This window comes from Oceanicoccus sp. (assembly GCF_029238675.1).
Classification (GTDB): Bacteria; Pseudomonadota; Gammaproteobacteria; order Pseudomonadales; family Dasaniaceae; genus Oceanicoccus.
This window is the reverse complement of sequence record NZ_JAQWFR010000016.1, coordinates 68,339-93,763: the sequence shown is the minus strand read 5'-3', so window position 1 is coordinate 93,763 and position 25,425 is coordinate 68,339. Positions and strand designations below refer to the sequence as shown.

The 25,425-nt window shown below is 46.8% G+C and carries 18 protein-coding genes; 7 read left to right on the top strand and 11 right to left on the bottom strand.

The window, feature by feature from the left end:
* Positions 1–14 precede the first annotated feature (14 nt).
* Entirely contained in the window at positions 15–3,179 is a 3,165-nt protein-coding gene (locus P8H32_RS05580; RefSeq protein ID WP_297293034.1) for an acyl-[ACP]--phospholipid O-acyltransferase, read from the top strand.
* On the opposite strand, the gene P8H32_RS05575 is transcribed toward P8H32_RS05580, so the two are convergent.
* Complete coding sequence (locus P8H32_RS05575; RefSeq protein WP_301088665.1) at positions 3,176–4,606, bottom strand: hypothetical protein; 1,431 nt, start codon at positions 4,604–4,606, stop codon at positions 3,176–3,178. The genes P8H32_RS05580 and P8H32_RS05575 overlap by 4 nt on opposite strands.
* Before the next feature lie 368 nt (positions 4,607–4,974).
* Here P8H32_RS05575 and P8H32_RS05570 point away from each other — a divergent pair, with 368 nt between their 5' ends.
* The gene (locus P8H32_RS05570) at positions 4,975–5,454 is read left to right on the top strand and encodes a hypothetical protein (RefSeq protein WP_297291546.1); all 480 of its coding nucleotides are present in this window, start codon (positions 4,975–4,977) and stop codon (positions 5,452–5,454) included.
* A 40-nt stretch (positions 5,455–5,494) separates the two neighbouring features.
* On the opposite strand, the gene P8H32_RS05565 is transcribed toward P8H32_RS05570, so the two are convergent.
* From P8H32_RS05565 to fliS, 5 genes are all read right to left on the bottom strand, one after another.
* A complete protein-coding gene (locus P8H32_RS05565; RefSeq protein ID WP_301088663.1) occupies positions 5,495–6,889 on the bottom strand; it encodes a sigma-54 dependent transcriptional regulator in 1,395 nt (464 codons plus the stop codon).
* Entirely contained in the window at positions 6,886–8,169 is a 1,284-nt protein-coding gene (locus tag P8H32_RS05560) for an ATP-binding protein (RefSeq protein WP_301088662.1), read from the bottom strand. Before P8H32_RS05560 ends, P8H32_RS05565 begins: the two co-directional genes overlap by 4 nt.
* 366 nt (positions 8,170–8,535) lie before the next feature.
* Positions 8,536–9,984 (bottom strand): sigma-54 dependent transcriptional regulator, encoded by a 1,449-nt coding sequence (locus tag P8H32_RS05555; RefSeq protein ID WP_297291543.1) that lies wholly within the window; start codon positions 9,982–9,984, stop codon positions 8,536–8,538.
* Between the two features lie 188 nt (positions 9,985–10,172).
* Positions 10,173–12,365 (bottom strand): EAL domain-containing protein, encoded by a 2,193-nt coding sequence (locus P8H32_RS05550; RefSeq protein ID WP_301088660.1) that lies wholly within the window; start codon positions 12,363–12,365, stop codon positions 10,173–10,175.
* A gap of 298 nt (positions 12,366–12,663) precedes the next feature.
* A complete protein-coding gene (gene fliS / locus P8H32_RS05545; RefSeq protein WP_297291541.1) occupies positions 12,664–13,053 on the bottom strand; it encodes a flagellar export chaperone FliS in 390 nt (129 codons plus the stop codon).
* A gap of 382 nt (positions 13,054–13,435) precedes the next feature.
* Here fliS and P8H32_RS05540 point away from each other — a divergent pair, with 382 nt between their 5' ends.
* From P8H32_RS05540 to P8H32_RS05520, 5 genes are all read left to right on the top strand, one after another.
* A complete protein-coding gene (locus tag P8H32_RS05540; protein WP_297291540.1) occupies positions 13,436–15,013 on the top strand; it encodes a flagellin in 1,578 nt (525 codons plus the stop codon).
* Between the two features lie 81 nt (positions 15,014–15,094).
* Complete coding sequence (locus tag P8H32_RS05535) at positions 15,095–15,454, top strand: flagellar protein FlaG (protein ID WP_297291539.1); 360 nt, start codon at positions 15,095–15,097, stop codon at positions 15,452–15,454.
* Between the two features lie 209 nt (positions 15,455–15,663).
* Positions 15,664–17,142 carry a flagellar filament capping protein FliD gene (gene fliD / locus P8H32_RS05530; protein ID WP_301088659.1) on the top strand — a complete coding sequence of 493 codons (1,479 nt, stop codon included), beginning with the start codon at positions 15,664–15,666 and terminating at the stop codon, positions 17,140–17,142.
* Between the two features lie 29 nt (positions 17,143–17,171).
* On the top strand, positions 17,172–17,495 hold the full coding sequence (locus P8H32_RS05525; protein WP_297291537.1) for a flagellar protein FliT: 324 nt from the start codon (positions 17,172–17,174) through the stop codon (positions 17,493–17,495).
* A gap of 6 nt (positions 17,496–17,501) precedes the next feature.
* Positions 17,502–18,230, top strand: coding sequence for a bifunctional 2-polyprenyl-6-hydroxyphenol methylase/3-demethylubiquinol 3-O-methyltransferase UbiG (locus P8H32_RS05520; RefSeq protein ID WP_297291536.1), 729 nt, complete (start codon positions 17,502–17,504; stop codon positions 18,228–18,230).
* Positions 18,231–18,255: 25 nt separating this feature from the next.
* Here P8H32_RS05520 and P8H32_RS05515 read toward each other — a convergent pair whose 3' ends face one another.
* The 5 genes from P8H32_RS05515 to flgK all read right to left on the bottom strand — a co-directional run bounded on the left by P8H32_RS05515 (position 18,256) and on the right by flgK (position 25,422).
* Positions 18,256–18,891: a hypothetical protein gene (locus P8H32_RS05515; RefSeq protein ID WP_301088657.1), complete on the bottom strand. Its 636-nt coding sequence runs from the start codon at positions 18,889–18,891 to the stop codon at positions 18,256–18,258.
* A 9-nt stretch (positions 18,892–18,900) separates the two neighbouring features.
* Positions 18,901–20,343, bottom strand: coding sequence for a hypothetical protein (locus P8H32_RS05510; RefSeq protein ID WP_301088656.1), 1,443 nt, complete (start codon positions 20,341–20,343; stop codon positions 18,901–18,903).
* Positions 20,344–20,352: 9 nt separating this feature from the next.
* Positions 20,353–21,909, bottom strand: coding sequence for a tetratricopeptide repeat protein (locus P8H32_RS05505; protein WP_297291533.1), 1,557 nt, complete (start codon positions 21,907–21,909; stop codon positions 20,353–20,355).
* 104 nt (positions 21,910–22,013) lie between these two features.
* Positions 22,014–23,333 (bottom strand): flagellar hook-associated protein FlgL, encoded by a 1,320-nt coding sequence (gene flgL, locus P8H32_RS05500; RefSeq protein ID WP_297291532.1) that lies wholly within the window; start codon positions 23,331–23,333, stop codon positions 22,014–22,016.
* 22 nt (positions 23,334–23,355) lie between these two features.
* Positions 23,356–25,422: a flagellar hook-associated protein FlgK gene (gene flgK / locus P8H32_RS05495; RefSeq protein WP_301088654.1), complete on the bottom strand. Its 2,067-nt coding sequence runs from the start codon at positions 25,420–25,422 to the stop codon at positions 23,356–23,358.
* Between the last annotated feature and the right edge of the window lie 3 nt (positions 25,423–25,425).

Genomic DNA, 25,425 nt, shown 5'->3' with positions numbered 1-25,425 from the left:
CAATAAGGGCAACTATGAAAAAGCTGCTTTCAATCCCCGGAGCAACAGCCTACCTGACCGTTGTATTTCTTAATGCCTTTGTAGACCTTGGGCATAAAATCACCATCCAGAACACCATTTTTAAAGTCTATGACGGCAATACCCAAATTATCTATGCCGCGATTATCAACAGCTTAATCCTGCTGCCCTTTATTCTGCTGTTTAACCCCGCGGGCATTATCTCTGACCGCTATGCTAAAGAAGTAGTTATGCGCCTGTCTGCCTGGGCAGCCGTCGTTATTACGCTGGGCATTACCTGGTGTTATTACATGGGTTGGTTTTGGCCCGCCTTTGCACTGACCTTTTTATTAGCTATTCAGTCCGCTATTTATTCGCCGGCAAAATATGGCTATATCAAAACCCTGTTTGGCAAACAGCACCTGGCTGAGGGTAATGGCTTGGTGCAGGCAGCCACCATCTGCGCCATATTATTTGGCACTTTTGTATTTTCAGTTATTTTTGAAACGCTGTTTCCTGCAGGCAGTGATACTGGCAATGGACTCATGGCGGTGGCTGCTATCGGCTGGTTGTTAGTGGCAAACAGTATTGTCGAACTGGTGATGGCTTACCGCCTGCCCTTACTGGAGCAAAGTCGAAATGCCAAAGGGTTACAGGCCAGGGATTTTTTCAACCCCAGTGCCATGATCGACAATATCAAGCCTGTCACCCGCAACCGGGTTATCCGATTGTCTGTTATCGGTATTGCTATCTTCTGGTCAGTGGGTCAAGTAATGCTGGCGGCCTTCCCCGCCTTTGCCAAAGAAACACTAGCCATTACTAACACTATTATTATACAGGGCATTATGGCTTGCTCAGGGTTAGGTATTGCTATTGGGTCAACACTCGCAGGCAAATGGTCCAAAGGACATATAGAAACCGGGCTAATCCCCATCGGCGCAGCTGGTATTGGCATCGGCTTGCTATTGCTGCCACAAATCAGCTCTACCACCGGCCATTTCGCCAACTTTCTGTTTATTGGCGTGATGGGCGGTTTATTTATTGTGCCGCTTAATGCCTTGATCCAGTTTACCGCCAATGAAAAAGAACTAGGCACGGTTATCGCCGGTAATAACCTGATTCAAAATATCAGCATGTTAAGTTTTTTGGTGATTACCGTATTGTTTGCTATTGCAGGTTTGGATAGCCGGTTCTTACTGACCCTGATTGCCATCGTGGCAGTGGTGGGTGGTATCTATACCATCTACCAACTACCACAAAGCCTGGTGCGTTTTTTAATTAACGGAGTGTTGAACCGCCGCTATAAAATTGATGTGCAAGGCGTACGCAATATCCCCTCACAGGGCGGTGTTTTACTGCTGGGCAACCATATCAGCTGGATAGACTGGGCCATTATTCAAATAGCCAGCCCCCGCCCTATCCGCTTTGTGATGCTAAAAGATATTTATGAGCGCTGGTATCTCAAGGGCTTTTTTAAACTGGGGGGCTGTATTCCGATTGACCCCACTGCCGGTGGCCACAGCTCATTAAAAGCCGTCGCCTCGCTGCTGGATAAGGGTGAGGTTGTCTGTCTATTTCCCGAAGGCGGTATTAGCCGTACCGGTCATTTGGGGGAGTTTCGCCGAGGTTATGAACTGGCCTGTAAAAAAGTCAGCAATGATATTGTGATTATCCCGTTTTATTTGCGGGGCTTGTGGGGCAGCCAGTTTTCTCATTCCTCACAAAAATTAAAAACCATTCGCAGTAAGGGGCGCTTTAGAGAGTTGATTGTTGCTTTTGGTAGCCCACTGCCAAAAAACACAGGCGTTGATGTCCTTAAACGCCGCGTCTTCGATTTATCCATGGAAGCCTGGCAGCAACATGTCAACGAGTTACCGTCATTACCCCACGCCTGGATCAATACGGTAAAACGGGTTGGCAGCGAGATGGCCATAGCCGATACCCAGTCCGAACCGCTATCAGCCACCCAGACATTATGTACCAGTATTGCCTTCTCGAAACGTATCAAGGTGAATAGCCCCGAGCAAACAATCGGCCTGTTATTACCCACCAGCGTCGGTGGCATGCTGGCCAATATGGCGGGACTGTTAGCCGGTAAAACACTTGTCAACCTCAACTATTCCGCCAGTGAAAGCACCCTGCAATCGGCAGTAGCCCAGGCAGATATTAAAACCATCTACACTTCCCGATTATTTTTAGAAAAGCTAGCTAAGCGGGATATCCGTTTTGATGAATTGCTGGAAAGCGCAAATACCATTTATCTGGAAGACCTGAAAAGCAGCATCAGCAAGCATGAGTTGTTACGCTTATGGCTCACGGTAAGACTCATGCCCGCTACCGTTTTACGCTGGCTGTATTCGCGGCATATTAACGCTAACCAAACCGCAGCCATATTATTCTCCAGCGGCAGCGAAGGCGAGCCCAAAGGCGTTATGTTGAGCCATCGTAATATTATGGCCAATTTAAAACAGACATCCGATGTATTAAACACTCAGGACAGCGATGTAGTGATGGCCTCACTACCTTTATTTCATGCCTTTGGTTTAACGGTCACGCAATTTATGCCACTGATAGAAGGACTGCCGGTGGTATGTCATCCAGACCCTACCGATGTAGCTAATATCGGCAAGGCAGTGGCCCATTATAAAGCGACGATTATTTGCAGCACCTCTACCTTCCTGCGTCTGTATACCAAAAACCGAAAAGTTCATCCTTTGATGCTCAGCAGCTTGCGTATTGTGATAGCTGGCGCAGAAAAACTGAATGACCAGGTACGCGAAAGTTTCCAGCTGAAATTTAATAAAACGATTTACGAAGGTTATGGCGCCACAGAAACCACCCCCATCGTCAGCATTAATTTACCCGATGCCCTTGATACAGATTATTGGGAGATCCAGGTCGGCGGCAAAACAGGTTCCGTGGGTATGCCCCTGCCCGGCACCAGTTTTAAAATTATTGACCCGGACAGCGAACTGGAATTGGCCACGGGCGAAGAAGGTATGATTATTATCGGCGGTTCACAAATTATGCAGGGCTATTTAAATTTACCGGAGAAAACCGATGCCGTGATTCGTCATATTGATGGCCAGCGTTGGTATGTCACCGGTGATAAAGGCCGTGTCGATAAGGATGGATTTTTAACGATTATTGATCGCTATATGATTAGCAATGCCGTGAGTTAGTGGCGTTGCTCCTGATTGCCAGAGCCAAATTTCACGGTGGTTACATTTAAGGCTTCTACATCAGCGGGGTTGTCTTTTTGTTCACCCTGGGACGATGCGTTATTCCGCTGAGCCCGCAGCATTAATTCCCGCTCAACTCTAAGCGGTAAAAATATTAGCAAGTCATACATATTGATCAGCAATGCCCCAGCTTGCAATACCAGTGATGCGGCAAGTCGCAGTAGCAGGGCTGAGATATGACAGAGTACTTGTAGCCCACTGCCGAATACCGGCCTAATGGTGTGCAACATATACTCCATGGGTAGCATCACCATCGATAACACCAACGGCATTACCAAACCAATCACCACTAATAAAACCTGTGAGACTCCGGTCATCTGGATAACAGTATTGGCAATGGGCGCAGCCAACAAGGCCATAATTTCTACCGAGATCAAAGCCAATAATAAACTCGCGCCAATTACCATCATCGTCTGGCGACCACGACGGGTCATAGCAGCCACCAGTGGAAACAAATGAGTAATACGCAAGCTTTCAGAAATCAGCGTGGCAGCAAGAATAGTAATGCCGATATGCAAACCGGCCACAACGGCGGCCAGGGAAACACCCTCCAACTCCCTTGCCGGCAATAGCTCCTGCAGGGGCTGGTTAATTAACTGCCAGTTAATCCATGCCGCGCCAATACCGACCGACACAAAAAACAATGAAGAAATAAAACGCATCAGCATGGAAGACATTATGCCCTGGCCGGAACCGGCGGTAAGCATTTCAAACTGCCCCATATGCTGGTCAACCTGGCGCAAACGCAGGCGCAGCACTTCGATATTATTATCAATATGTTGCAGTAATTTACTGAGCTTGCGCCACTGGGGCTGTAATTTTGAGAGTACTTTATGGCGGGCAGAAATGGTCCAGCGGTGCTCCCGTAAAGCATCACGCTGATGCTGTTTTACAGTTTGATGCATATCATCCAGTATTTTGGCCATCACCTCAGTATTGCGATCATCTCTTTGCAGGTTGGCAATAGCTTCAACGGCCGTTACCCACTCCGGCGATACTTCAGGAACATTGGCACTGGCGGCATAATCTTCATCAATGGTTACCAGCTGCCGATTAATTTCTGCCGATAACTGCTGGTAGTTGGCAAGGTCTCGCTCCACCAGTTTTTCAATGCGCATAAAGCGTCGCTCTAGCTGGCGCTCCATCAATGACTCGACCAGTGCCTTGGTCACCTCATGGTTACGCAGACGTATTCGTTGTGCTGAATGAAGGCAAGCGCGGGAAAGTAGACGAAGTTGGCTATGGAGCAGGCGGGCAATACGGGCAATCAGCTGATGGGCATGAACGCGCACAAAATACATCGACAACAATGACAGCAGTGTAAACGCTATCAACGACAGTGCTGGGTGGTTTGGCCAGTTCATCATATTATCCTTTTAATACAAAGGCTTAACTGCCTTTAAAACCCCACTAAACGCAAGGCTTTGCCGCTATAAAACATCGAATAAACGTTTGTACCATGGCCTGACACTGTGACCAATAGAGAAATCGGTCAAAGATTCACAATTATAAAAAATATTATTATTTAGTTGTTATTTTTCAATGAGTTATCAAACAAACCCACAATTAAGCTGAAAAAGCTGTCATAAAACTATAAAAAAACGGTAAAAAACTGGAATTTGATCAAAATAGCGTCTAAATAGAGGGTTATGATTTAGTAAGCAGAACATAGGGGCAAACCCTGAACCTGCGCCTATTAATAACAAGAACTGGCTGTAAGGGTTTACGTTTTATAATGACTATTAACGCTGTAGATTTAACTGAACATGTCATCAAACCTACTCTCGATTATTTAGGCGTGCGCTCTTTGGCAGCCGAGAAGCTACTCTTAGGTACCGCCGCCCAGGAGTCTGATTTTGACCCTTTTTACCAGCACTGTGAAAGTCAAAGCCAGGGTATTGGTATTTATCAAATTACTTCTGCACAGCACCGTATAGTCTGGGATAAATATCTGGCTTTTCATCCTAACCTGGCCAGTAAAGTTCGCGGCCTTGCCAGCCAGCATCAATTTTTAAAAGATCCTGATCAAGAGCTAAAAACCAATCTGGCTTATAGCACTGCAATTGCCTGGGTTATTTATTTGCAGTCGGAGCATCAGCTGCCTGAGGCGAACGATAGTGAGGGGCTGGGACATTTTTGGGAGCAGTATTTCTGCCACCAAGGTTCTTGCCACGCTCAGGATTTCTCGCGCTGGATTAACAGCTACGCTGCATAACCCGTCGTCATTCCCGTGAAGGCGGCAACGACGAGGGGGTTTAGGCGCCCTGCAGAGTTTCCTCTAAACTAATCCCTATATCCCGCATCTTGGCTAATTTATAGCGCAAGGTTCTTGGGCTAATGCCTAATTTTTCTGCCGTATTCTTACGGGAACCACCTTCACTCTTTAGGGTGTCCACAATAATTTCAAACTCACGGCGCTGAAGATCATCTTCCAGCACACGGCTATTGGCCAGCAGGTCTTCAGCAGGTTCCGGGCTTATCGCTAAATTAATAGGCTGGCCATTAAACGGATCCAAGCGTAAATGAAAATCAGAAATCACTGTACCGGGTTGCATAATCAATGCACGCTGCATCACATTATCCAACTCGCGCACATTACCGGGCCAGGTATGGCTAGTTAATGCATGTACCGCAGTATGATCAAGATCTACCGGCGTACGGCCCATTTTGGTGGTATGCATCTTTAATAGTTTTTGCGCCAGTGGCTCGATATCCTGCGGGCGCTCCCTTAAAGGTAACCACTGTAATGGGAATACACTTAGGCGATAATATAAATCCTCGCGGAAGCGACCGGCCTGCACCTCTTCAGCCAACTGCCTATTGGTGGTGGCAATAATCCTGACATCCAGTTCGATAGTTTTACGTCCACCCAAACGTTCCACTTCTCGCTCTTGAATCACCCGCAAAATTTTTGCCTGCAAACCGATATCCATTTCTGAAATTTCATCTAATAGCAAGGTACCGCCATTGGCCTGCTCAAACTTACCGGGCGCACTGCTATAGGCTCCGGTAAAAGCGCCCTTCTCATGACCAAACAACATACCTTCCAGCATATTTTCAGGAATAGCGGCGCAGTTAATCGCCACAAAGGGCTGCTGGGCACGGGTTGATTGCTGGTGAACATAGCGAGCCAGAACTTCCTTGCCGGTTCCTGATTCACCACAAATTAATACCGTTGATTCGGTTTCTGCCACACGCTTTGCCAACTGTAATAGTTGTAAACTGGAGGGTTCAACTGCAACGGGTTGGTCATCGGCATTAACACTGGCTACACCGACATAACGGCTAACGGTTTCTACTAATAATTGTGGTTTAAAGGGTTTAACCAAATAATCAACTGCACCATTGCGAATAGCTTCTACCGAGGCGCTAACGCTACCGTAGGCGGTAACTAATAAAACGGGCAATTGCGGATACTGACGACGAATTTCTTTTAATAAACCCAGACCATCCATTGCCCCCATGTTGATATCTGACACCACCATATCCAGGGCCTGACCGGGAATAATCTCTAACGCTTTTTCAGCACAGTCAGCTTGTACTACTGTGCAACCTGCAATCTCTAAAGTATCAACTAACGCTTCTCTTAAATCGCGGTCATCTTCAACCACCAAAACCGTAGCGTTTAACTTAATCGGCGAATGACTCATGAGGTAACTCCGTCATTATTGGCGTATTGGTCAAGCACAATCGTTTTGTTAGTACTATCGAAAATCGGCAGGGTTAACACCGCTGTTGTGCCTTTGCCCGCCCTGGAAGAAAGCTCGAACTCTCCATGGTGTGCCAGGGCAACCGCTTTAACCACAGTCAAGCCTAAACCCGTACCCTGTGATTTAGTGGTAAAGAAAGGCTCTTTTAAATTTTTCAGTACTGAGGACTCAATACCGGGGCCGTTATCCGCAATAATAATTTGTATATGTTCACTGTCCAGGTTGTTCACTTTAATACTAATTTCAACACCACTGCCCACTGATTGGATAGCGTTGTTGATCAAGTTCATTAAGGCACCTACCATGCTGTCGCGGTTACATTGAATTATCGCCTCAGCGCAATCGTTAGATATGTTATAACTGGAATGGCTGCTTTCAATAGACACTTCCATAGCTGCTTCCAGTTGGTTAAGTAGTTCAGTAATACCAATAGTATCGGTCAGCTTTACATCGCCTTTGACAAAAATCAGCATATCTTTTACTTGCTGATCCAAATGATTAAGACGGGAGAGAATTTTTTCTGAAAAACGCTGGCTCTGCTCTTGCGTTAGATCGGAGTCACAAAGGTGGCCGGCGTAAAGCATGGCAGCGGAAAGTGGTGTGCGAATTTGATGGGCCAATGAAGACATCATTCTGCCCATTTCAGACAGGCGGCGATGACGGTCAAGGCGGCGCTGCAGTTCACGAGTTTCGGTTAAATCAGTCAGCAAAATAAGCTGACCCGGTTCACCCTGCATGGAGCGGGTAACCATACTGATACGGCGGCCATCTTTTAAGGAAATTTCGTGGCCATCATCTACTTGCGGGGCAAAGGATCTACGGATCACATCGCGCCATACTTCGCCCAGTAAAGGCTCACCCAAAAAATCTTCGGCGGCTGGATTGCAGGAGGTCACCACTCCTTTGCTATCCAATACCACAACGCCTGCCGGCAGCAAGTGCAGCAGGCTTTCCAGCCGGTTACTGACTCTTTCTTTTTCCCTGAGTTCTTGCAGACGTTGTTCAGCAACCTGATGCAACTCCTGGTTAAGCGAGCCCACCCGCTCTTCCATTTCCTGGTAAGTTTCCGCCAGCTGGGCAGAGACATTGTTGAAGACTTCAAAAGCCGACATCAGTTCTTCACGGCTGCGTATAGGCTGCACACTTTCACCCGCAGGCGTTATGTCTACTGTCGTATTTGCAGCGACAGGCTGGCTACTTTCTACAGCAGGAGGTGCCATACTCTTTTTCTCTCAGCAGAAATTTGACGAAAATGGATCTTTTGAGAGTTATTGCAAACACCATGCCGGTTTTAAAAGGGCTTTATAAACATAGAGTTAGGTGATTGGTGGTGGGGGTTTGTCAAGGAATTGGCTGGTGAATGTTTCGGGGGAGGAGTGAGAGCTTAACCCAAAAAAGACGTCATTCCCGCGAAGGCGGGAATCTAGTGCTGTAGATTTCCGCTTTGGCGGAAATAACAGCATAAGCATGCAGGCTGGATTCCCGCCTTCGCGGGAATGACGGTTCTGGACGGGAATGACGGTCCTGGGCGGATGACGGTTCTGGGCGGGAATGACGGTTCTGGGCGGATGAGGGTTCTTTAATAATTACTTGCGCTGCAATTCATACTTACGCATTTTTTCAACCAACGTAGTCCGGCGTATTTTCAGTTTTTCCGCCGCTCGGGCAACAACGCCTACACTGTCATCCAGCGCTTGTTGTATCAGGCTGCGTTCAAGGTTGGTCAGGTATTCTTTCAAGTCGATACCATTAACGGGTAATAGAGCCGTGCTATCCATGGTGGCTACGGCTGGCATACCGTCAGCGCGGGCTGACTCGGGGATTATCAAATCTTCATCGGCTTCATCCACATGGCGGAATTTCTTCGGTAATTCCTGTACGCCCACGACACCATAGGGGTGGAGAATCGCCATGCGTTCAACCAGGTTGGCCAGCTCCCGAACATTGCCTGCCCATTCATGGCGACACAAGGACATAATGGCTGCGGAGTTAAAGCGGATAGAGCCGCGTTTCTCGTTTTCCAGCCGAGTGACCAGCTCATTAAGCAATAGCGGAATATCTTCAACGCGTTCACGCAGCGGCGGCATTTCAATAGGGAAAACATTAAGCCGGTAATACAAATCTTCGCGGAAGCCACCATTGCGAATCATATCTTCAAGATTACGGTGGGTGGCGGTGATGATACGAACATCAGTTTGAATGGTTTTATTGCCGCCAATACGCTCGAAGCAACGCTCCTGTAATACGCGCAGGATTTTGACTTGCATATCCAGCGGCATATCACCGATTTCATCGAGAAATAAGGTGCCGCCCTGGGCCATTTCAAAACGCCCTGCCCTGGCGGTTACAGCTCCGGTAAAGGCGCCCTTCTCATGACCAAAAAGCTCACTCTCAAGTAATTCCCGAGGGATAGCGCCACAGTTGACCGGGACAAACGGCATATTGCGACGGTGGGAATTGTAATGCAGTGTGCGGGCTACCACTTCTTTACCGGTGCCTGACTCACCTGTGATCAATACTGTCACATCTTTATCGGCCACCTGGGCCATCATCTCACGAACTTTCTGGATTTCACGGCTGGTGCCTACCAGGCTGCGAAATAACTGCACATCGCGCTGCTGCACACGGCCAGCGTTAATATCGTACTGCTCCCTGTACACTTGGGCACGGTGCAGGGAATCGATAAACTTGTTATAGCTGGGGGGGAATTCTAACTGGGCTATGACCATGTGCTGCAAGTCGATATTTGCCACTTGTTCAAGCTGCTGCTCACCAGTGAGGATGATCGGGCAGGAACGGTCCCACTGCTGGGCTTCTTCCAAACGCTGCTCTAATGGGGAGCCACCGTTCTCACCAAATACCAGCGCCTTAATCTGGCGGGTATTTTCCTGGGCCTCGGCGCTTTTGCAGACATCTGTCCATTGCCGACAGGAAAAAGTGACCGGGTTCTCCCCTAAAAAGTCCAAAATTACCTGCGCATCGTGTCGACGCTGCTCATTATCGTCAATAACGATAATATTATTGTCTTCCCACATAAACCCTTAACCTTTTCAGCAAAAACCCTTGTTAAAATTGTCAGCTTTTTGACTGGGCGGTACTTTAACATGTAAAAGGGCATAAATACGCCAATTAATTTGACGGGTCAAATTAATGGCTAATAAACAAACAGTAAATAAGTCAGGAAGGTATTTATTTGGCGCTAGTATTGATTGAACTCTAGTCTTTACTTAACACTAGTGAGATAAAGCCCAGTATCCCGGTTGCGCAACCACTCAGTGATATCCTGGGCAGCCATCGGTTGGCAGTAGTAATAGCCCTGCACTTCATCGCAACGAAGCTGGCGAATCACATCCAGCTCAGCCGCTGTTTCAACACCCTCAGCCACCACATTAAAATTCAGGCCATGTGAGAGATTGGAAACGGCTGACACAATAGCAGCCTTTTCGGAGTCGAGGGTAATATCCTGCACAAAACAGCGGTCAATCTTGATGGTGTCAATCGGGAAGCGAGTGATATAGCTCAGGGAGGAATAACCAGTACCAAAGTCATCCAGGGAAATAGCAACCCCCCTGGCACGTAACTCAGACAAAATATCACTGGTATTGGGGTCGGACATCAACACCCCTTCGGTCATTTCCAGCTCCAGGTTTTCTTCCTTTAAGCCGGCACTGGCCAAGGCGCTCTCAATCACTTCAAAAAGATTGCCTTCTTTAAACTGCCTGGCCGAGACATTCACCGCGACTCGCACATTGACCAAGCCTTCATCCAGCCACTGTTTATTTTGCTTACAGGCAGTTTCAACCACCCAGCGGCCAATATCGACAATTTGCCCGGTATCTTCGGCCACGGTAATAAACTGATCGGGGGGCACCAGGCCTTTGACCGGGTGAACCCAACGAATCAAAGCTTCAAAGCCTTTGACAGAGAAGTCCCTGGTGGAAATTTTTGGCTGGTAAAATAGCTGGAACTCGCCATTTTGCAGCGCTTTTCTTAAATCATTTTGAATCGATAAATGGCTGGAAACTTTGGTAACAAGGTCACCGGAATATTCCCGAATTTCATTGCGGCCTTGCGTCTTGGCCTCATGCATGGCCACGTCAGCCTTTTGCAATAAGCTCTCCGGCGGACTGCTAGCTAACTCGGAGTAGGCAATACCGATACTGGCGGTAACAAACAACTCCTGCCCACGGTAGAGAAAAGGCTGCTGGAAACTGGCTTTGACCCGCTCGGCAAAACGCTCAACCTCACCACTGTTTTGGTCGGCACCGGTCATGGCGATTATAAAGGTATCCGCCGCCAGGCGTGACACCATATTGGTAGCAACATTATCAAGTACCGAGTCCATCGATAGCGATAAACGCTCTAAATATAGAGAGACATCAGCACAGCTAACCAGATTATTGAGGCGCTGGGTCAACTGCTGCAATACGGCATCACCAGCACTGTGACCCATCGAGTTATTAATCCGGTTAAATAAATCCAGATCGATACCCAAAATAGCCATTGCACCCCCATGAAGGTGGGAGCGAGGTATCGCCTGCTCTAAAAAATTTTCCAGTAAAGAGCGGTTAGGCAAACCCGTCAAACGATCACAATAGGCCAACCGCAAAATCTCACGTTCAGACTCTTTGCGCTCGGTAACATCAATGCTGATACCCAAAATATGGGTGCTGCCATCGCCTTCGACCTGCATTACCGTGGTATGCACTTCCAGATAACGTTCAGTACCATCGTCAAACACAATACGGTGCTCTACCCTGGCCTCACACAGATCACGGACTGAAGCCTTAAGGGAGTCTTCCAAATGCTGGCGATCATCGGGGTGGCAGCGCTGCAGAAACACCGCAATGCTAGCGTCATCGCGCGCACCATCCAACCGGTACAGGCGTAACATTTCTTCAGATACCTGAAAGCGGTTCTTTTCTACATGCAGCTCCCAATGCCCCATCTTCGCCACTTGTTGGGCACTGGCCAGGGACTGCTTACTCATCCGCAGCTGATCCATAATCAGGCGGGCACGCAGCAAGTATTTAATTCGGTGAACTAACAGGGAGTGATTAATCGGCTTGGTAAAAAAGTCGGTGGCACCGGCTTCATAGGCACGATTAATGGAACTAACATCATGCAGTCCCGTGAGCATAATCACGGGGATATAAACTCCCTGGGGATGGGCGCGAAGGTGTTGGCAGACATCAAAGCCGTCAATATCCGGCAACAATGCATCCAGTAAAATAATATCCGGCTGATAATTAACCACCGCGTCGAGGACTGCCTCACCACAGTCCACCGCAATCACCTCAAAATTGGCGTTGCGTAAAATCTTACTGGCTAGTTGACGCTCAACCGGATTATCTTCAACCACCAGGACAATAGGTAAATCCGAAGAAGAAACAATAGGATCGGGGTTTTCAGTCAAACTAACAACCTCGTTAATGTACTGCAGTATGTTTGCTTAATTATTCTTTATTAAAATTTAAAACCGCCCAGTAAAGAGGCGAGGCCCAGGTGCGCCATAAAAAATATCTTATATGTTAACAGTAGCTGAGGCTAGCTTACGATACCAGTAAACATAAAGTCACTAGGTACAATTACTTATCTAATCAAGCAGCCCAGATTTGGAATCAGGTTTATAACTGGTTTTATAGGTAGGTTTTGAAAAAAAATGGCCGGTAAACCGGCCATTCAAACATAATAAAGACTCTTTTCGCCCGGGATTAATCGACCGCATCATCTGCAATGCCATCCCAGCCGGACTTGATAGTACGCATCAAAGTCATCACCTCATCAATCATATCTTCGCTGTCGTCAAGATTAGCTTCCAACAAACGGCGCTGCATATAATCGTAAAGGTCATCGAGGTTATCAGCTATCTCACCGCCCACCTCTTTATTCAGGCTATCACGCAAACCACTAATAATAGTGACCGCCTTACCAATAGCCTCGCCTTTAGCCGCCGCTGAGCCGCGCTGAATCGCACCTTTGGCTTCAGCAAGACGCTGTAAAACACCTTCCATTAGCATTTGAATTAAACGGTGGGGGGAAGCATCTTCAACGCCTGAACCGGTATTGATCTGCTGATACTGAGCTAAACCTTTATTTAACATGGCAGAAAATCCTGTTTCGTTGAACTACAATTTGAATAACTACAATTTGAATAACTACAACTTGAATAACTACAATTTGAAATATCGCTACTCCTTAAGCTATCGGTCAACCATGCAATTCCTTTAGCGCAAATTCAAGCTTTTTTATAATATCTGCAAGTCGCAAGCCACTGATTATATTGTACATATATAGAACAATATGCTTAAAACCATTTCGGCAAAAAGCCTTCCTTTCGATAACTACAAGTTCTATATAAAAAGCTAAAGATAAAAAAAAGTGCGCCGATAGCTTCCCCTGAAGACGATAGATTGGTCTGACTTCTACACCACAACCAACGCTCCCACAGGCACAAGCCTTCTAAAGAGCCAAGGAGAACTATTAATGCCACAGGTAATTAACACGAATGTTGCGTCCCTGAACGCTCAGCGTAATCTGGATAAGTCGCAGGGGGCTTTACAGACCTCGCTACAGCGCCTTTCCTCAGGTCTACGTATCAACTCTGCGAAGGATGACGCGGCTGGTTTAGCGATCGTCGACCGTTTTACTTCCCAGATCCGAGGTCTTAACCAGGCTGCTCGTAATGCTAACGATGGTATCTCTATATCGCAGGTAGCTGAAGGGGCGTTGAACGAAAGTACCAACATCCTGCAGCGTATGCGGGAACTGGCCATCCAGTCTGCTAACGGCTCTAACTCTGATGCTGACCGTACTAACCTGAACAAAGAGGTTATTCAGCTTCAGGAAGAATTAACCCGTATTGCGGATACCACTCGATTTGGTACCCAAAAGATCCTTGATGGTTCTTTTGGTGCTCAAAGCTTCCAGGTGGGTGCGCAAGCTAACGAAACTATCGCTGTTGATTTAAGCCAAAGTTTTGCGGCTGAAAATTTGGGGCTTAGCGGTTTCTCACTCAGTGCCAATGCCGCTGCTGCTGCATCTACTCCAACAGGTTTCTCTGACCTTTACACTGTGGCTTCAGGCGGTTTTGATGCCAGTAACAACTCCATCAGTATTGACGGTGAGCAAGTAAGCCTTAGTGATGGCGACTCAGCCCGTGACCTGGCTGCCGGCTATTCAGGCACCAGCGCCATTTCTGGTGTTAGCGCCGAGACTAAAGCTGCTGTGGGTAACTTCAGCACTGTAGCCAGTGCCGGTGTAGCTGGCGATGTTGTAACCCTAAGTGTTAATAGCGGAACTTCGGTAGCCTATACAGTTGCATCTGGCGACTCTTCGGGTGACATTGTAGCAGCACTTGAAGCTGCCATTTTGGCCGGTTCTGCTGCTTCCGAGCTTGCCTCTGCAGGTATCACTTATGAAGATACCTCTACTGCTGGTTTATTAACTTTTGTTGACGCCGAAGGCGACAACATCACTCTTAACCTGGATGTTACTCAAGCAACTTCTGGTGGTGTATCCGCTGAGATTGTGCGCCTGGATACCGCTAACGCTGATACTGAATCTAACGACCTGGCTACGGGTGGTGGTAGCATCAGTAATATCGTTACCGGTTACCTGGACTTCACCAGCGCTGTAGCTGATTCATCCAGCCCAACGGTTACCGTCACTGGTACATCGGGCGGTGGTAGCCTAACTGATGGTTCAGGTACCCTGACAGCGGCAACCGTTGAAACCCTGGAAGCGGCCAACCGTGTAAGTGCTATCGACATCAGTACGGCAGCAGGTGCACAGTCAGCCATTGAAACGCTGGATGCCTCAATCCAGACTATCGATGATGGCCGAGCCGATTTGGGTGCGATTCAAAACCGCCTGGAATCAACCATCTCTAACTTGACCAGTATCTCCGAGAACGTAGCGGCTGCAAGGTCTCGTGTACAGGATGCAGATTTTGCCCAGGAAACAGCGGCCCTGACTCGTAACCAGATCTTGCAACAAGCAGGTATCTCGGTGCTGTCACAGGCTAACTCACTACCACAGCAGGTTTTGTCTCTGCTGCAGTAAGTTAAAGAACGGGTAAAATTGCCCCTTAAAGTGAAAACTTTAAGGGGTTTAATTACCAAAATTGATGTGAAGGTGACAACCATGCTTAACAATATTGTTAAAAGTGGTTTTCAGCCAACGGTAAAAGCTCAGGGAGCTAAACCAGCGCAAGCTGCCAAGCCTAACCCCGAGCAAGCCGAATCGGCACAACCTGAACAGAAGGCTGTAGCACCTGAGCCGCAAGAGCTCCAATCAGCCATCAGCAAACTGAATGACTATGTTCAAAATGTACAGCGAACCCTGTCATTTAGTGTTGAGGAAGAATCTGGAACAATTGTAATTCAAGTCTACAATTCTGAAACAGAAGAGTTGATTCGACAAATACCGGCGGAGGAAACCATTAAATTGGCAGCCTCAATTGAGGAACATACCGCCAGCCTTTTCCTTAAGGAACGGGCTTAAGAACTACTTAAGAACTACTTAAGAACTACAACAAGGGAGGCTCTGCCTCCCTTTTTTCTCTCCCGGGAACCGCCACCCTATAAGGGTCTGTGCAGTAAGAGGTAACCCATCATGGCACGATATATGCCTTTACTCTGGATAACATTATTAAATGTCAAAGTTCCGACCTATGGGCTAATCCTGCACACTTTGCATATGGGTAATTAATCATGGCTACAATAACATCCGTTGGCGTGGGCTCAGGGCTGGATTTAGAGTCCCTGATCACCAATATTATTGCCGCTGAGGAAACTCCTACCAGCACTCGCCTGAACATAGAGGAGGCTGAAACCCAAGCGACCGTCTCAGCCTATGGTAGCGTCAAAAGCACTCTGGCTGCCTTTCAAGAATCACTGAGCAACCTCAAAGACAGCAGTTTTTATTCCAGCCGCAAAGCCAGCTCAGCTGACACTGATGCGTTTACCGCCACCGCCGGAACCAGCGCCGAACTCGGCAGCTATGATATTTCAGTATTAGCCTTAGCCACCGCCAGTAAAGTAGCCACCAACGGCGGCTTTGCCGACCCGGCCGCCACCGTAGGCGAAGGTACTTTATCGCTGGGCTTTGTTGGCGGCGACAGCTTTGATATTGAAGTAGCCCTGACTGATAGCCTGACCGATATACGCGATGCCATTAACAATGCCAGTGACAATATAGGTATTACCGCTAGCCTGTTAACAGTCGATGACCCCGATACCACCGATGGCAGCACCATCACCGAGTTAGTCATCACTGCAAACAACAGCGGCCAGGATAAGCAAATTAACATCACGGTTGATGATACTGATGACGGCGATGATACCGATGCCAACGGCCTATCCCGTTTTTTCTATGATGGCAGCGACCCGGATAACAGCATTAACGGTCTCAACCAAATGGATGATATTACAGTGGCCAGCAATGCCGCGATTACCGTTGATGGCTTTACCGCTTATAGTTCTTCAAATGTCTTCGATAGCGTGATTAACGATGTATCTATCACCGCCCTGGCGGTAGATGAAACCACCACCGCATCACTCACCGTCGATATTGATACGGCTGGGGTGAAAAAAGAAATCACCACTTTTGCCGCCAGCTATAACGAATTGATTATTGTTATGAATAGCCTGACCGACTATGACGCGGATACAGGCACCCGAGGTATTCTGGGTAACGATTCCAGCGCGCGCATTATAGAGCAGCAACTTCGCCGCATTATGACCAGTACGGTTGAGGAAGCCCCAGGGGACTTCAACAATTTATCGTATCTCGGCTTTAGCACTAACCAGAATGGCACCATCAGCTTAAAAGAAGACAGCGATAACAGTTTCTCCGCTAACCTTGATAATGCGGTGTCATCTAACTTTGATGATCTTGCCACCCTGTTAACCGGCGACAACGGTATAGCCACTAAAATGGATGCACTGCTGGATTCATTTTTAGAGTCGGGCGGCACCATTGATATTAAAGAAGAAATTCTTAGCACCGAACTTAAAGAGATTGAAGAAGAGCGCCTGGATTTGGGCCTTCGCCTTGAAAAAATAGAAGAGCGCCTTAGAGCTCAGTTTGCCGCGCTGGATATCTTAGTCTCGCAACTTAATTCCACCGGCAACTTTTTAAGCCAGCAACTCGCCGCAACCGCAAAAATAGTTAATGGCGATAGGGACTAAGGTCCTTAAATATAACTCACGGGATTGTAATGAATACCAACAGCATTGATCATAGCTGGGAGATCATCGAAGCGCGTACCAACGCTATGGAAGATGCCGCCAAACAGGAAGACTGGGAAACCATTGCCCACCTGGCTGTAGAGCGCCACTTGCTAATCACTTCGCATTTTAATCAATTCCCGGTAGGGCCTGATACCGCCTCTTTTTACCAGCCGCGGCTAGCCAACTTTCTCGATAGTGAATCTGAGTTACAAGTTTGTGCCCAATCAGCTCGCAAGCAATTAATGAAGGATGGACTCATAAGAAGTACAGGGAAAAAGGCTGTCAACGCCTACAAAAATCATACGGGATAGTTCCACATGCCTGACACAAGTACCGAAGTCCCTTCTCTGCAACAGCATGATGAATTTACTCTGGATTGGGGGTTTCATGCCATGCTGTTATTGATGTCGGAATATAACAATCAATTTAACAGTGTCCTTGAAGTCGGCTCTGGTGACGGGGAGCACGCACGATTTTTTCGATATTTTAATAAAGACGTGTATTCCGTTGATCTGCATAAGGATGCTGACTACGTCGGTGACTTTACCACTGCAGAGATTGATCGCCAGTTTGACCTGGTATGGTGCTCCCACGTAATCGAACACCAACGCAATGTCGGTTTATTTCTCGATAAAATTTATAAGTGCATCAAACCCGGCGGTTTGTTGGCAATTTCTGCCCCGATACATCCCAGAGAGCGAATGATCAGCGGCCACATCAGCAGCTGGACCCCCTTCTTACTCTGTTATAACTTGATACTAGCCGGTTTTGATTGCAGCAAGGCCAGATTTTCAAATAACTATGAGCTGGGCTTAATCGTTAAAAAAGAACCCGCATCGGGTAGCGACATTCACTCACCGGCAGCCTTTGACTTGTTAAAAGAAATCGAGCATTTCTTCCCACTACCTATAGCTGACGGATATGTATTTAAAGAAAACTTTTGCAACTGGGCAAAAAATTTCACCATGCCACCACTACGACCTAACCACAAAGTCACCATTCATTCACGGGCGCTGCCAAACCCGGTGACGCTAAAAGCAAAATAAATGGCCTCTCTGCTATAAATATCAATTACATCAAATAACTCATAGAAAAATGGTGAGGCCGAGGCTCCCCGTGGAAGCAAAGTACAGACGCCCCAAAGGGCATAATCATCTCCTGAGCGACATCCACCTTAAAACTTATAAATCTATCTGGCCACAACCGCTGAAGTATATCTGCACTTGAAACGGTTAATTCTAACCAACGCTGATCTCCCCATGTGGGACCAACACCTGGCTCACATTGCTTAACAGCTTTTTGCGGATCATCCCAAAAAGGTTGGCAGACATCATTGCCAAAGCCATTATTAAATAACATAAAACAGGACTGGTAACCTTGCAGGCGGCAAAAATCTGTTAACACCGCAAAATCTCCTGAGTAGTCATCGAGAAAATTAAGATTGCCAACTATGACCGTATCCAAATCTAAAAAGCAAAGCGGCGCATTATGCTCAGCAGAAAATTCAAAGACCTGTATTTTGTTCCACCAGCCATTCAATTCATATTTAAGGGGCTTGCAGATAATCGATGAATCAATACCAGCCTCATCATCCGTCAGGCAATAGAAAGTGAAGTCACCCATATAGTGTCTGGCCACCATATCGTAAAGCCGGTTAACATAGGCCGCACCATATCGCGGCTTGGCTTTTACACAAATAAAATCCATATAAATTCCTTACTCAAGGTTTAGCGGTTCCCTGACATAGAGTTTATTTTGATTATAGATTGTATCGCCAGCAATCAGTTCTGATGCTGTCGATAGCTGGCTACTTTCCTCGTCAATCGTGTAAAGGTGATAACCAAATTGTGTTAGCAAACGGTGGATTGCCGCAACATTATCATTGGCACTCACTTTAATAAGAAGATCAATTTTTCTAGCTGACAATAAAGGCCGCATGCCTTCCAAAGCCTCTACCATAAATTCCGGCTGAGCCAATCTGACCAAACCATGATCAGTAGAAAGGAGATCAGCAAACTGCTCTGCAATAGAAATAGAAAAGGCCGGAAACTCTTTTTTGGAGCGAGGTTCGCCGGCCTTATCCGGTAAAAGATAGTGTTCCTGTAACACATGATGGCCATTATTATTAGCGGCAATCAAAGGGTGTACCGTTAAATTATTACATAAGTTTATTTGTTGATTCACCACACAGCGCCCATAACGCTGATGCCTTGGCTCAAAGGCATGTACAGGTTTGCCGGGCATCAAGCTGGCCGCTATCAGGCTGTAGAAACCATTATATGAACCCAAATCCAGACAGAAATCATAACTTTTATTGGTTAACAACCAGGACCACAACCAGCTACTGGCCTTCTCATAATGACCTGTCCAAAAAATTGAGCTGGCAACAATATCATCCGCATAAGTAGACAGGGATATCGTCTGGTCATTTAATAACAAAAAATCGACCGAGCCATAAAAAGGCAGAAAATCATTAAACCCCCAATGGTTTTCCTCATTAACAGTAATACCTTCTTTTTTAAATACTTGTTTTGCCGCTAATAGATTTTTATTCTTTATCTCTAGCCGATGTTTTGTAGATAGTGAATTGGCCAGGGTATTCAATTGTTCAAAAATTAACCCCAGCACTTTCTCATCGCTGCCATTGAGGGCACTCAAACTATCTTTAACCCAAAGGTTTAATGGTAATTTAGCCACAAAACATTCAGCCCAAATAAAGTAGAGATAAGAGGCCAAAGAGATGGTTGAAGTCACAGCTTGATAGCGCTGTAATATTTCCAGTGAAACAATATGATCAAAACCCGCCAGGCCATCAAAACTTAACACAGCCATCTCGGCACCACCTTGCGCATAAAACGCCTGCGGAAATGCCAGGTCAATATGGCCATTGCTATGTAAATACTGCAATCCCCATAAAGCATCAAAGCCTGATTTTTCAATCAGCGACCGTGCTATTAATTCCATATCGAAGCTAATGGCATCAGACATCACTACATAGTCACATTGACTGCTTTCACCCAGGGAAATAATAGATTGCAACTTATCACTATCAAGCGCTAATAAATCACTGGGGTCGAAACGGTAACTGACAAACTCCCCACCTTTCACCGGTGGATAATCAGTAAGCCCGGGAATTAAGACTCTTTTTTTCTGTATCATAAAAACAACCTATGCCAATAACTTCACTGCAGAAGCTAAACAGTCACGCCATTCACCGGGCTGTTGCTGCCTGATCAAACGCATGCTCTGGTACCAGTAGGTCTTATCTGCCTCGAGAAACCAGCGCCATTCAGCAGCAAAAGGCACAATATTGACCACATCCACACCGAGCGCACCGGCAAGGTGTACCGTAGAATTATCTGCAGATATAAATAGGTCAATAGCACCAAGAAAGGCGGCCAAATCGTCCATATCATTTTTTAGATCGAATGCCGGCGTAAAGCCACCATTGGCCTGAATAAAGTCACGCTCATCCTGATCGCTATCATACTGAAGATTAATGATAGCGATATCATCCCTTTTAAACAGCGGCTGCCATAAATCCAAACCAATAGTTCTTGCGCTTTTGCGCGTATGGCGAACGCCACCACGCCAGCCAATAGCCACTAATGTTTTATTGGGATAGGCTTCGCGTAATTTTTTCCGGTAGACATCAACCAGGCTGGGATCAGCTTTAAGATAGGCCTCACCCGCACCGAAATCATCAAAACCATGAATTAAATACCGCGGCAGACTGCCCTGCGATAGTTGGTAATCAAATACGGCAGGGATCTCAATATTCTGGCCCGAAGTGTTATAACTATAGAAACCCTGCAACGGCAGACTATTACTCATTAAGTTTTTCAGCCGTGCATCGCCTACTACACTCAGCAGACAACCTTGATCAATAAGTCGCTGAAATAAACCAGCGTACATGACCTGGTCACCAAAGCCCTGATCGGCCCATAAAAGTAATGTCTTCCCGTTTAAGTTTTCACCTTTCCACTCAGGAATAGGTAGCTCAAGCTTCACCAGATTATCAGGCTTTGACCAGCGCCACTCATTATGTAACCAGCCGGCAGTAAAAAAACCCAGCTTTAACATCAAGTGTGCCAGATTAACATTGGCACCGTAGTGATCAGGTTTTATGGCCAGCGTTTGCTTAAGATAATCTACCGCAAGCTGGTAACGCATCAGGCCTAGCTGTGACAGCGCGGTATTGTAGTAGGCACCCGCATTGTTGGGGTCGGCCTCTATTGCCAGCAGACCACAGGCCACCGCATCGTGAAAGCGGTTAAGATTATAATAAATATTGGTTAAACCCTGTAAGGCACGAGCTTTGTTGCTTGCCTGTTCCAGGGCGCTTAAATAGTATTTTTCCGCCGTTTCGAAATCTTCATTTAACTCATAGGTTAATGCCAGTGCTATTTCCAGCTCATGGTTAGAGGGCTGGGCTGATAAAGCCAACTCGAGAATATTAACGCGAATATCGAAATGATCTTGCAATGAGGGGTATTCAATAAATCCGCCCACCTCACTGGCCAGGGAGGGATTTTCTGTGACCGCCTGCTTAAACAGTGGCATCGCCATCTCAAACTGCCCATTGCCGAAGCCGATAATAGCAAGCTTTAATTTTTCATCGGGCGCTGGATTGTCTCGCAGAGATTTTTTGATCAGCTTTTTGGCTAAACTCACATTACCTTGCTGATAAGCATCGTGTATTTTCTTATAGGCTGGTGCTGGCATAGTCCCTAATCTGTGAATGTAACGATAAGCAAAGGTTTGCGAGCAATAATGAGTCAACCTATTAAGTCAACCTATTAAGTCGACCTATTAAGTCGACCTATAGATTAACGAAGAAAATTAAACAATGACAAATTACTGATTTTGGCAAAGCTCTGCTGTGCAGCCTCCAAAGTAAAAGTCTCAAGACTTAAACGACTTAAGGCTTCAGCATAATCCAGATCGCGCAATTCCGATAGTACTTCCTCATTAACAAGCTTAACCCCCTCATGCAACGAGCGAACGCTGTCCAGAGTATTTTGCCTGGCACCGATCTGAGCCTTGATTTTCGACATATTGTCTTCGGCCGAGGTAAGGTTATTCAGTGTATCTGCCAATAAATCATCCAGAATCAACTCATCCGCTGCTGAATCCGTTAAGTTTTTTAGTCCTTCGGACAGTTTAGCAACTGTATCTAATAGTCCCTGTTTTTCAGTGGAATTTACATAGAAACGGTCACCATCAGCGGGTGTACCTGATAGTGTGATAGACCAACCAAGATTCGTTGTATCAGGGCTTGCGGGCGTGGAATCGATGGCATTGGCATCAATGGTCATCGGGCTGCCCGTATCCAGAATAATACCTTCAGTATTAAGCACAGTATCCAGGGTACCGTTATCTAACAGGTCAGCTCGATCGTAAATATTATAACCGCCGGCAACACTGTCATAGACCACAATATAATCATCCGGGTAGGCATTGCGCTCATAATTGTTCAGGCCATCGGCGGGGTCAATCGCACTATCAATATCGGAAGACGTAACTGTTGCACTACCGGTATTGCTACTCTCGTCACTGGTTGCGATCAGCTTATTCGCCGATTGGATATCCATAAATATAGACTTTCCACTATCGCTGATAGGGATTTGCGTAGAGCTGGCAATTTGCACCAGCCGTTGTCCATCATCACCCTGGTAGATATATTCACCGGCCTGGGTTTTTACAAAGGGTTGTACCGCGCCCTGATAACCCGCAAAAATATATTCACCATTAACATCCCGTGTATTAGCCAGATCAAACAGTTCATCCAGTCTTGTATCCAGCTCAGCCGCCAGACCCTGGCGGTCGCCCTGGGTCAGGGCCAACCCCCCTGCCTGTATCGTTAATTCACGGATACGAAATAGCAATGTCGAAACCTGTTGGACCTGGTTTTCAGCCAGGTTAAGTCTATTCTCAACGGAGTCGGCATTATCAATATACTGGCCGACCTGTGACAGCTCCTGATTCACTTGAATAATGCGCGCAGAGGCCACCGGATCGTCCGAGGGGCTAACAATACGACGACCGGAAGATACCTGTTGCTGTGTTTCATAGGTCTGCTGCTGGACACGCAAAATGCCCTGCACACTTTGATTGAACCCTTGTAAAAACGAAAAACGAATTGCCATCGTTAATGCCTTTGTCTATTAATTAACGCAGAATACCCAACAGGGTATCGAAAATTTGCCGGGCAATAGTAATGATTTGTGCCGAGGCATTGTAAGCCTGTTCAAACTTAATCAGGTTGGCCGCCTCTTCGTCCAGGTTAACCCCCGACATGGAATCCCTGTTAGCCTGGGACTGAAATAATAATGATTGAGCCGCATCCCGACTGATCTGGGACTGAGCAGTTTTTGTTCCTATTTCTTCAATCAAACTACCGTAAGCATTCTCAAAATTGGTGGAACCCCCATCGAGAATATTGTTGGTTCGCACCTGCCCCAAAGCAACAGCATTGCGGTTATCGGAGGAACCATTGGCATTAAAATTAAAGGTAAATTCATCGCCAGCGTCGGGGAAGCCATTAATCTCAGCCTGAAAACCAATATAGTTGGCATCACCTGAATTACTATCAAACAGATTATTAGCCTGCCCCGGAATAATCGTGCCGGAAAATAAAATTTCCGGTGCCGTCGCATCCGAATTTGCATAAACAGTATAGTCTGTGGGAGTGGTAAATCTGATTAATATCTCACCGGCCAACATGCCGGCGGATGAATAGACGGAATTGGTTAATGGCAATGTCGCCGGCGGGCCAAAATTAAATGCGGTGTCATCCACCAACTCCAATATTTCGCCGGAAGAAATTAAACCCTGGCCGGTGTTACCGATTTTGGCATCGGTGACAATGGGTACACCATAGGCAAGTTCCTGTACACGGGAAATTTCTACCGCCATATCCAAACCACCGAAACGGGTAGGACGAATATAAAAGCGGTCGCCAACGGCAAGGTTGGCCGGTGTTGCGGCATCGATATCGATTTCAAACCCATCGCCAAAGTTAATGACTTCTCCGGTACCGGTACCGCTGGCGCTATACACCTCAGCCCCATCACTGTTGCGAATCACCTGGTAGTCGGCGGTAGTGTCGCCATCGAGATCAGTCACAATCAGGATATAATCACTGGTGGTTAACTCGCTGACATCAGTGACATTTACCACCATGGACTGGCTGTCAGGTGCCGAGTTATTGGGGTCTACGATCACTCGTTGACCGGGAATATCGCCATCATTGATGCCGCGAAAAATATTACCACCCAGGTTACCGTCAAGATCTACGCCAAGGGAGTTTTGGGTATTCAGTACTTCCGCCATACCTATTGCTAAACGACCCAGTGAGTTAATCACTTCCACCGTTGTTTCATCGCGAAACTCTACCAAGCCCCCCAGCTTACCGCCGGATACGAAATCTGTAATTACCTGGCTGACGCCGTTTTGATCCGCAAAGGTAATTTCTACATTGCCACTTTCTCTACGACTGACTTCAGTAGCTAACTGAGCCGCATTCGCCCCTACCACCAACGGCAAGCCATTACCGATAAAAACACTTAATGAATTACCATTATTTACCGTGGTTACCGAGACTAACTCAGACAGTTCCCGCAATAACTCATCACGTTGATCGAGTAATTGATTGGGCTCGGCGCCCGCGCCGCGCGCGATTTGATCTTCGATAGACAGATTAAGTGCGGCAATACCCGAGGCTAACGTCGAAACCTGGGTTGCCAATGACGTGATTTGATCATTAACTGAGGCTGCCTGTTGCAGTACCCGCGAACTCAAAGTGTTGATCCGCTGCGCAAGACTATCCGCCTCACTGACTACAACCTGCCTGGCAGGTTCAGAAGTAGGGTCTTGAGCGCTAGCTTCAATCGCTGCGAAAAAATTACCGATAGCGGGGCCAAGCCCACTAAAATCATCCGCTAATAAAGTGTCTAACTGCTCAATATTGGTAGCAAAAATATTGAGATTATTAAAGCTGGCAGTATCCAGTTGAATTTGATTTATTAAAAACTGATCTACTACGCGGGAGATATCACTAACAATAGCACCAGCCCCGACAAAACCCGGACCCCGCAATTGCTCGGGCAATGTTGCCACTTCAACCCGCTGGCGGCTGTAACTGGGAAGACCTGCATTAGCAATATTATTACCCGTTACCCGCAATGAGGTTTGGCTAATATCAAGACCGCTAATTCCTATACCTAATAATGACATAAC

Bases quoted from the DNA above. Each gene is read 5' to 3' on its own strand.
- P8H32_RS05535 (WP_297291539.1), top strand. From the start codon at position 15,095: ATGCTTAACAATATTGTTAAAAGTGGTTTTCAGCCAACGGTAAAAGCT.
- P8H32_RS05520 (WP_297291536.1), top strand. From the start codon at position 17,502: ATGCCTGACACAAGTACCGAAGTCCCTTCTCTGCAACAGCATGATGAA.
- fliD (WP_301088659.1), top strand. From the start codon at position 15,664: ATGGCTACAATAACATCCGTTGGCGTGGGCTCAGGGCTGGATTTAGAG.
- P8H32_RS05540 (WP_297291540.1), top strand. From the start codon at position 13,436: ATGCCACAGGTAATTAACACGAATGTTGCGTCCCTGAACGCTCAGCGT.
- P8H32_RS05525 (WP_297291537.1), top strand. From the start codon at position 17,172: ATGAATACCAACAGCATTGATCATAGCTGGGAGATCATCGAAGCGCGT.
- P8H32_RS05555 (WP_297291543.1), bottom strand. From the start codon at position 9,984: ATGTGGGAAGACAATAATATTATCGTTATTGACGATAATGAGCAGCGT.
- fliS (WP_297291541.1), bottom strand. From the start codon at position 13,053: ATGTTAAATAAAGGTTTAGCTCAGTATCAGCAGATCAATACCGGTTCA.
- flgK (WP_301088654.1), bottom strand. From the start codon at position 25,422: ATGTCATTATTAGGTATAGGAATTAGCGGTCTTGATATTAGCCAAACC.
- P8H32_RS05575 (WP_301088665.1), bottom strand. From the start codon at position 4,606: ATGATGAACTGGCCAAACCACCCAGCACTGTCGTTGATAGCGTTTACA.
- P8H32_RS05570 (WP_297291546.1), top strand. From the start codon at position 4,975: ATGACTATTAACGCTGTAGATTTAACTGAACATGTCATCAAACCTACT.
- P8H32_RS05565 (WP_301088663.1), bottom strand. From the start codon at position 6,889: ATGAGTCATTCGCCGATTAAGTTAAACGCTACGGTTTTGGTGGTTGAA.
- flgL (WP_297291532.1), bottom strand. From the start codon at position 23,333: ATGGCAATTCGTTTTTCGTTTTTACAAGGGTTCAATCAAAGTGTGCAG.
- P8H32_RS05580 (WP_297293034.1), top strand. From the start codon at position 15: ATGAAAAAGCTGCTTTCAATCCCCGGAGCAACAGCCTACCTGACCGTT.
- P8H32_RS05515 (WP_301088657.1), bottom strand. From the start codon at position 18,891: ATGGATTTTATTTGTGTAAAAGCCAAGCCGCGATATGGTGCGGCCTAT.
- P8H32_RS05505 (WP_297291533.1), bottom strand. From the start codon at position 21,909: ATGCCAGCACCAGCCTATAAGAAAATACACGATGCTTATCAGCAAGGT.
- P8H32_RS05510 (WP_301088656.1), bottom strand. From the start codon at position 20,343: ATGATACAGAAAAAAAGAGTCTTAATTCCCGGGCTTACTGATTATCCA.
- P8H32_RS05560 (WP_301088662.1), bottom strand. From the start codon at position 8,169: ATGGCACCTCCTGCTGTAGAAAGTAGCCAGCCTGTCGCTGCAAATACG.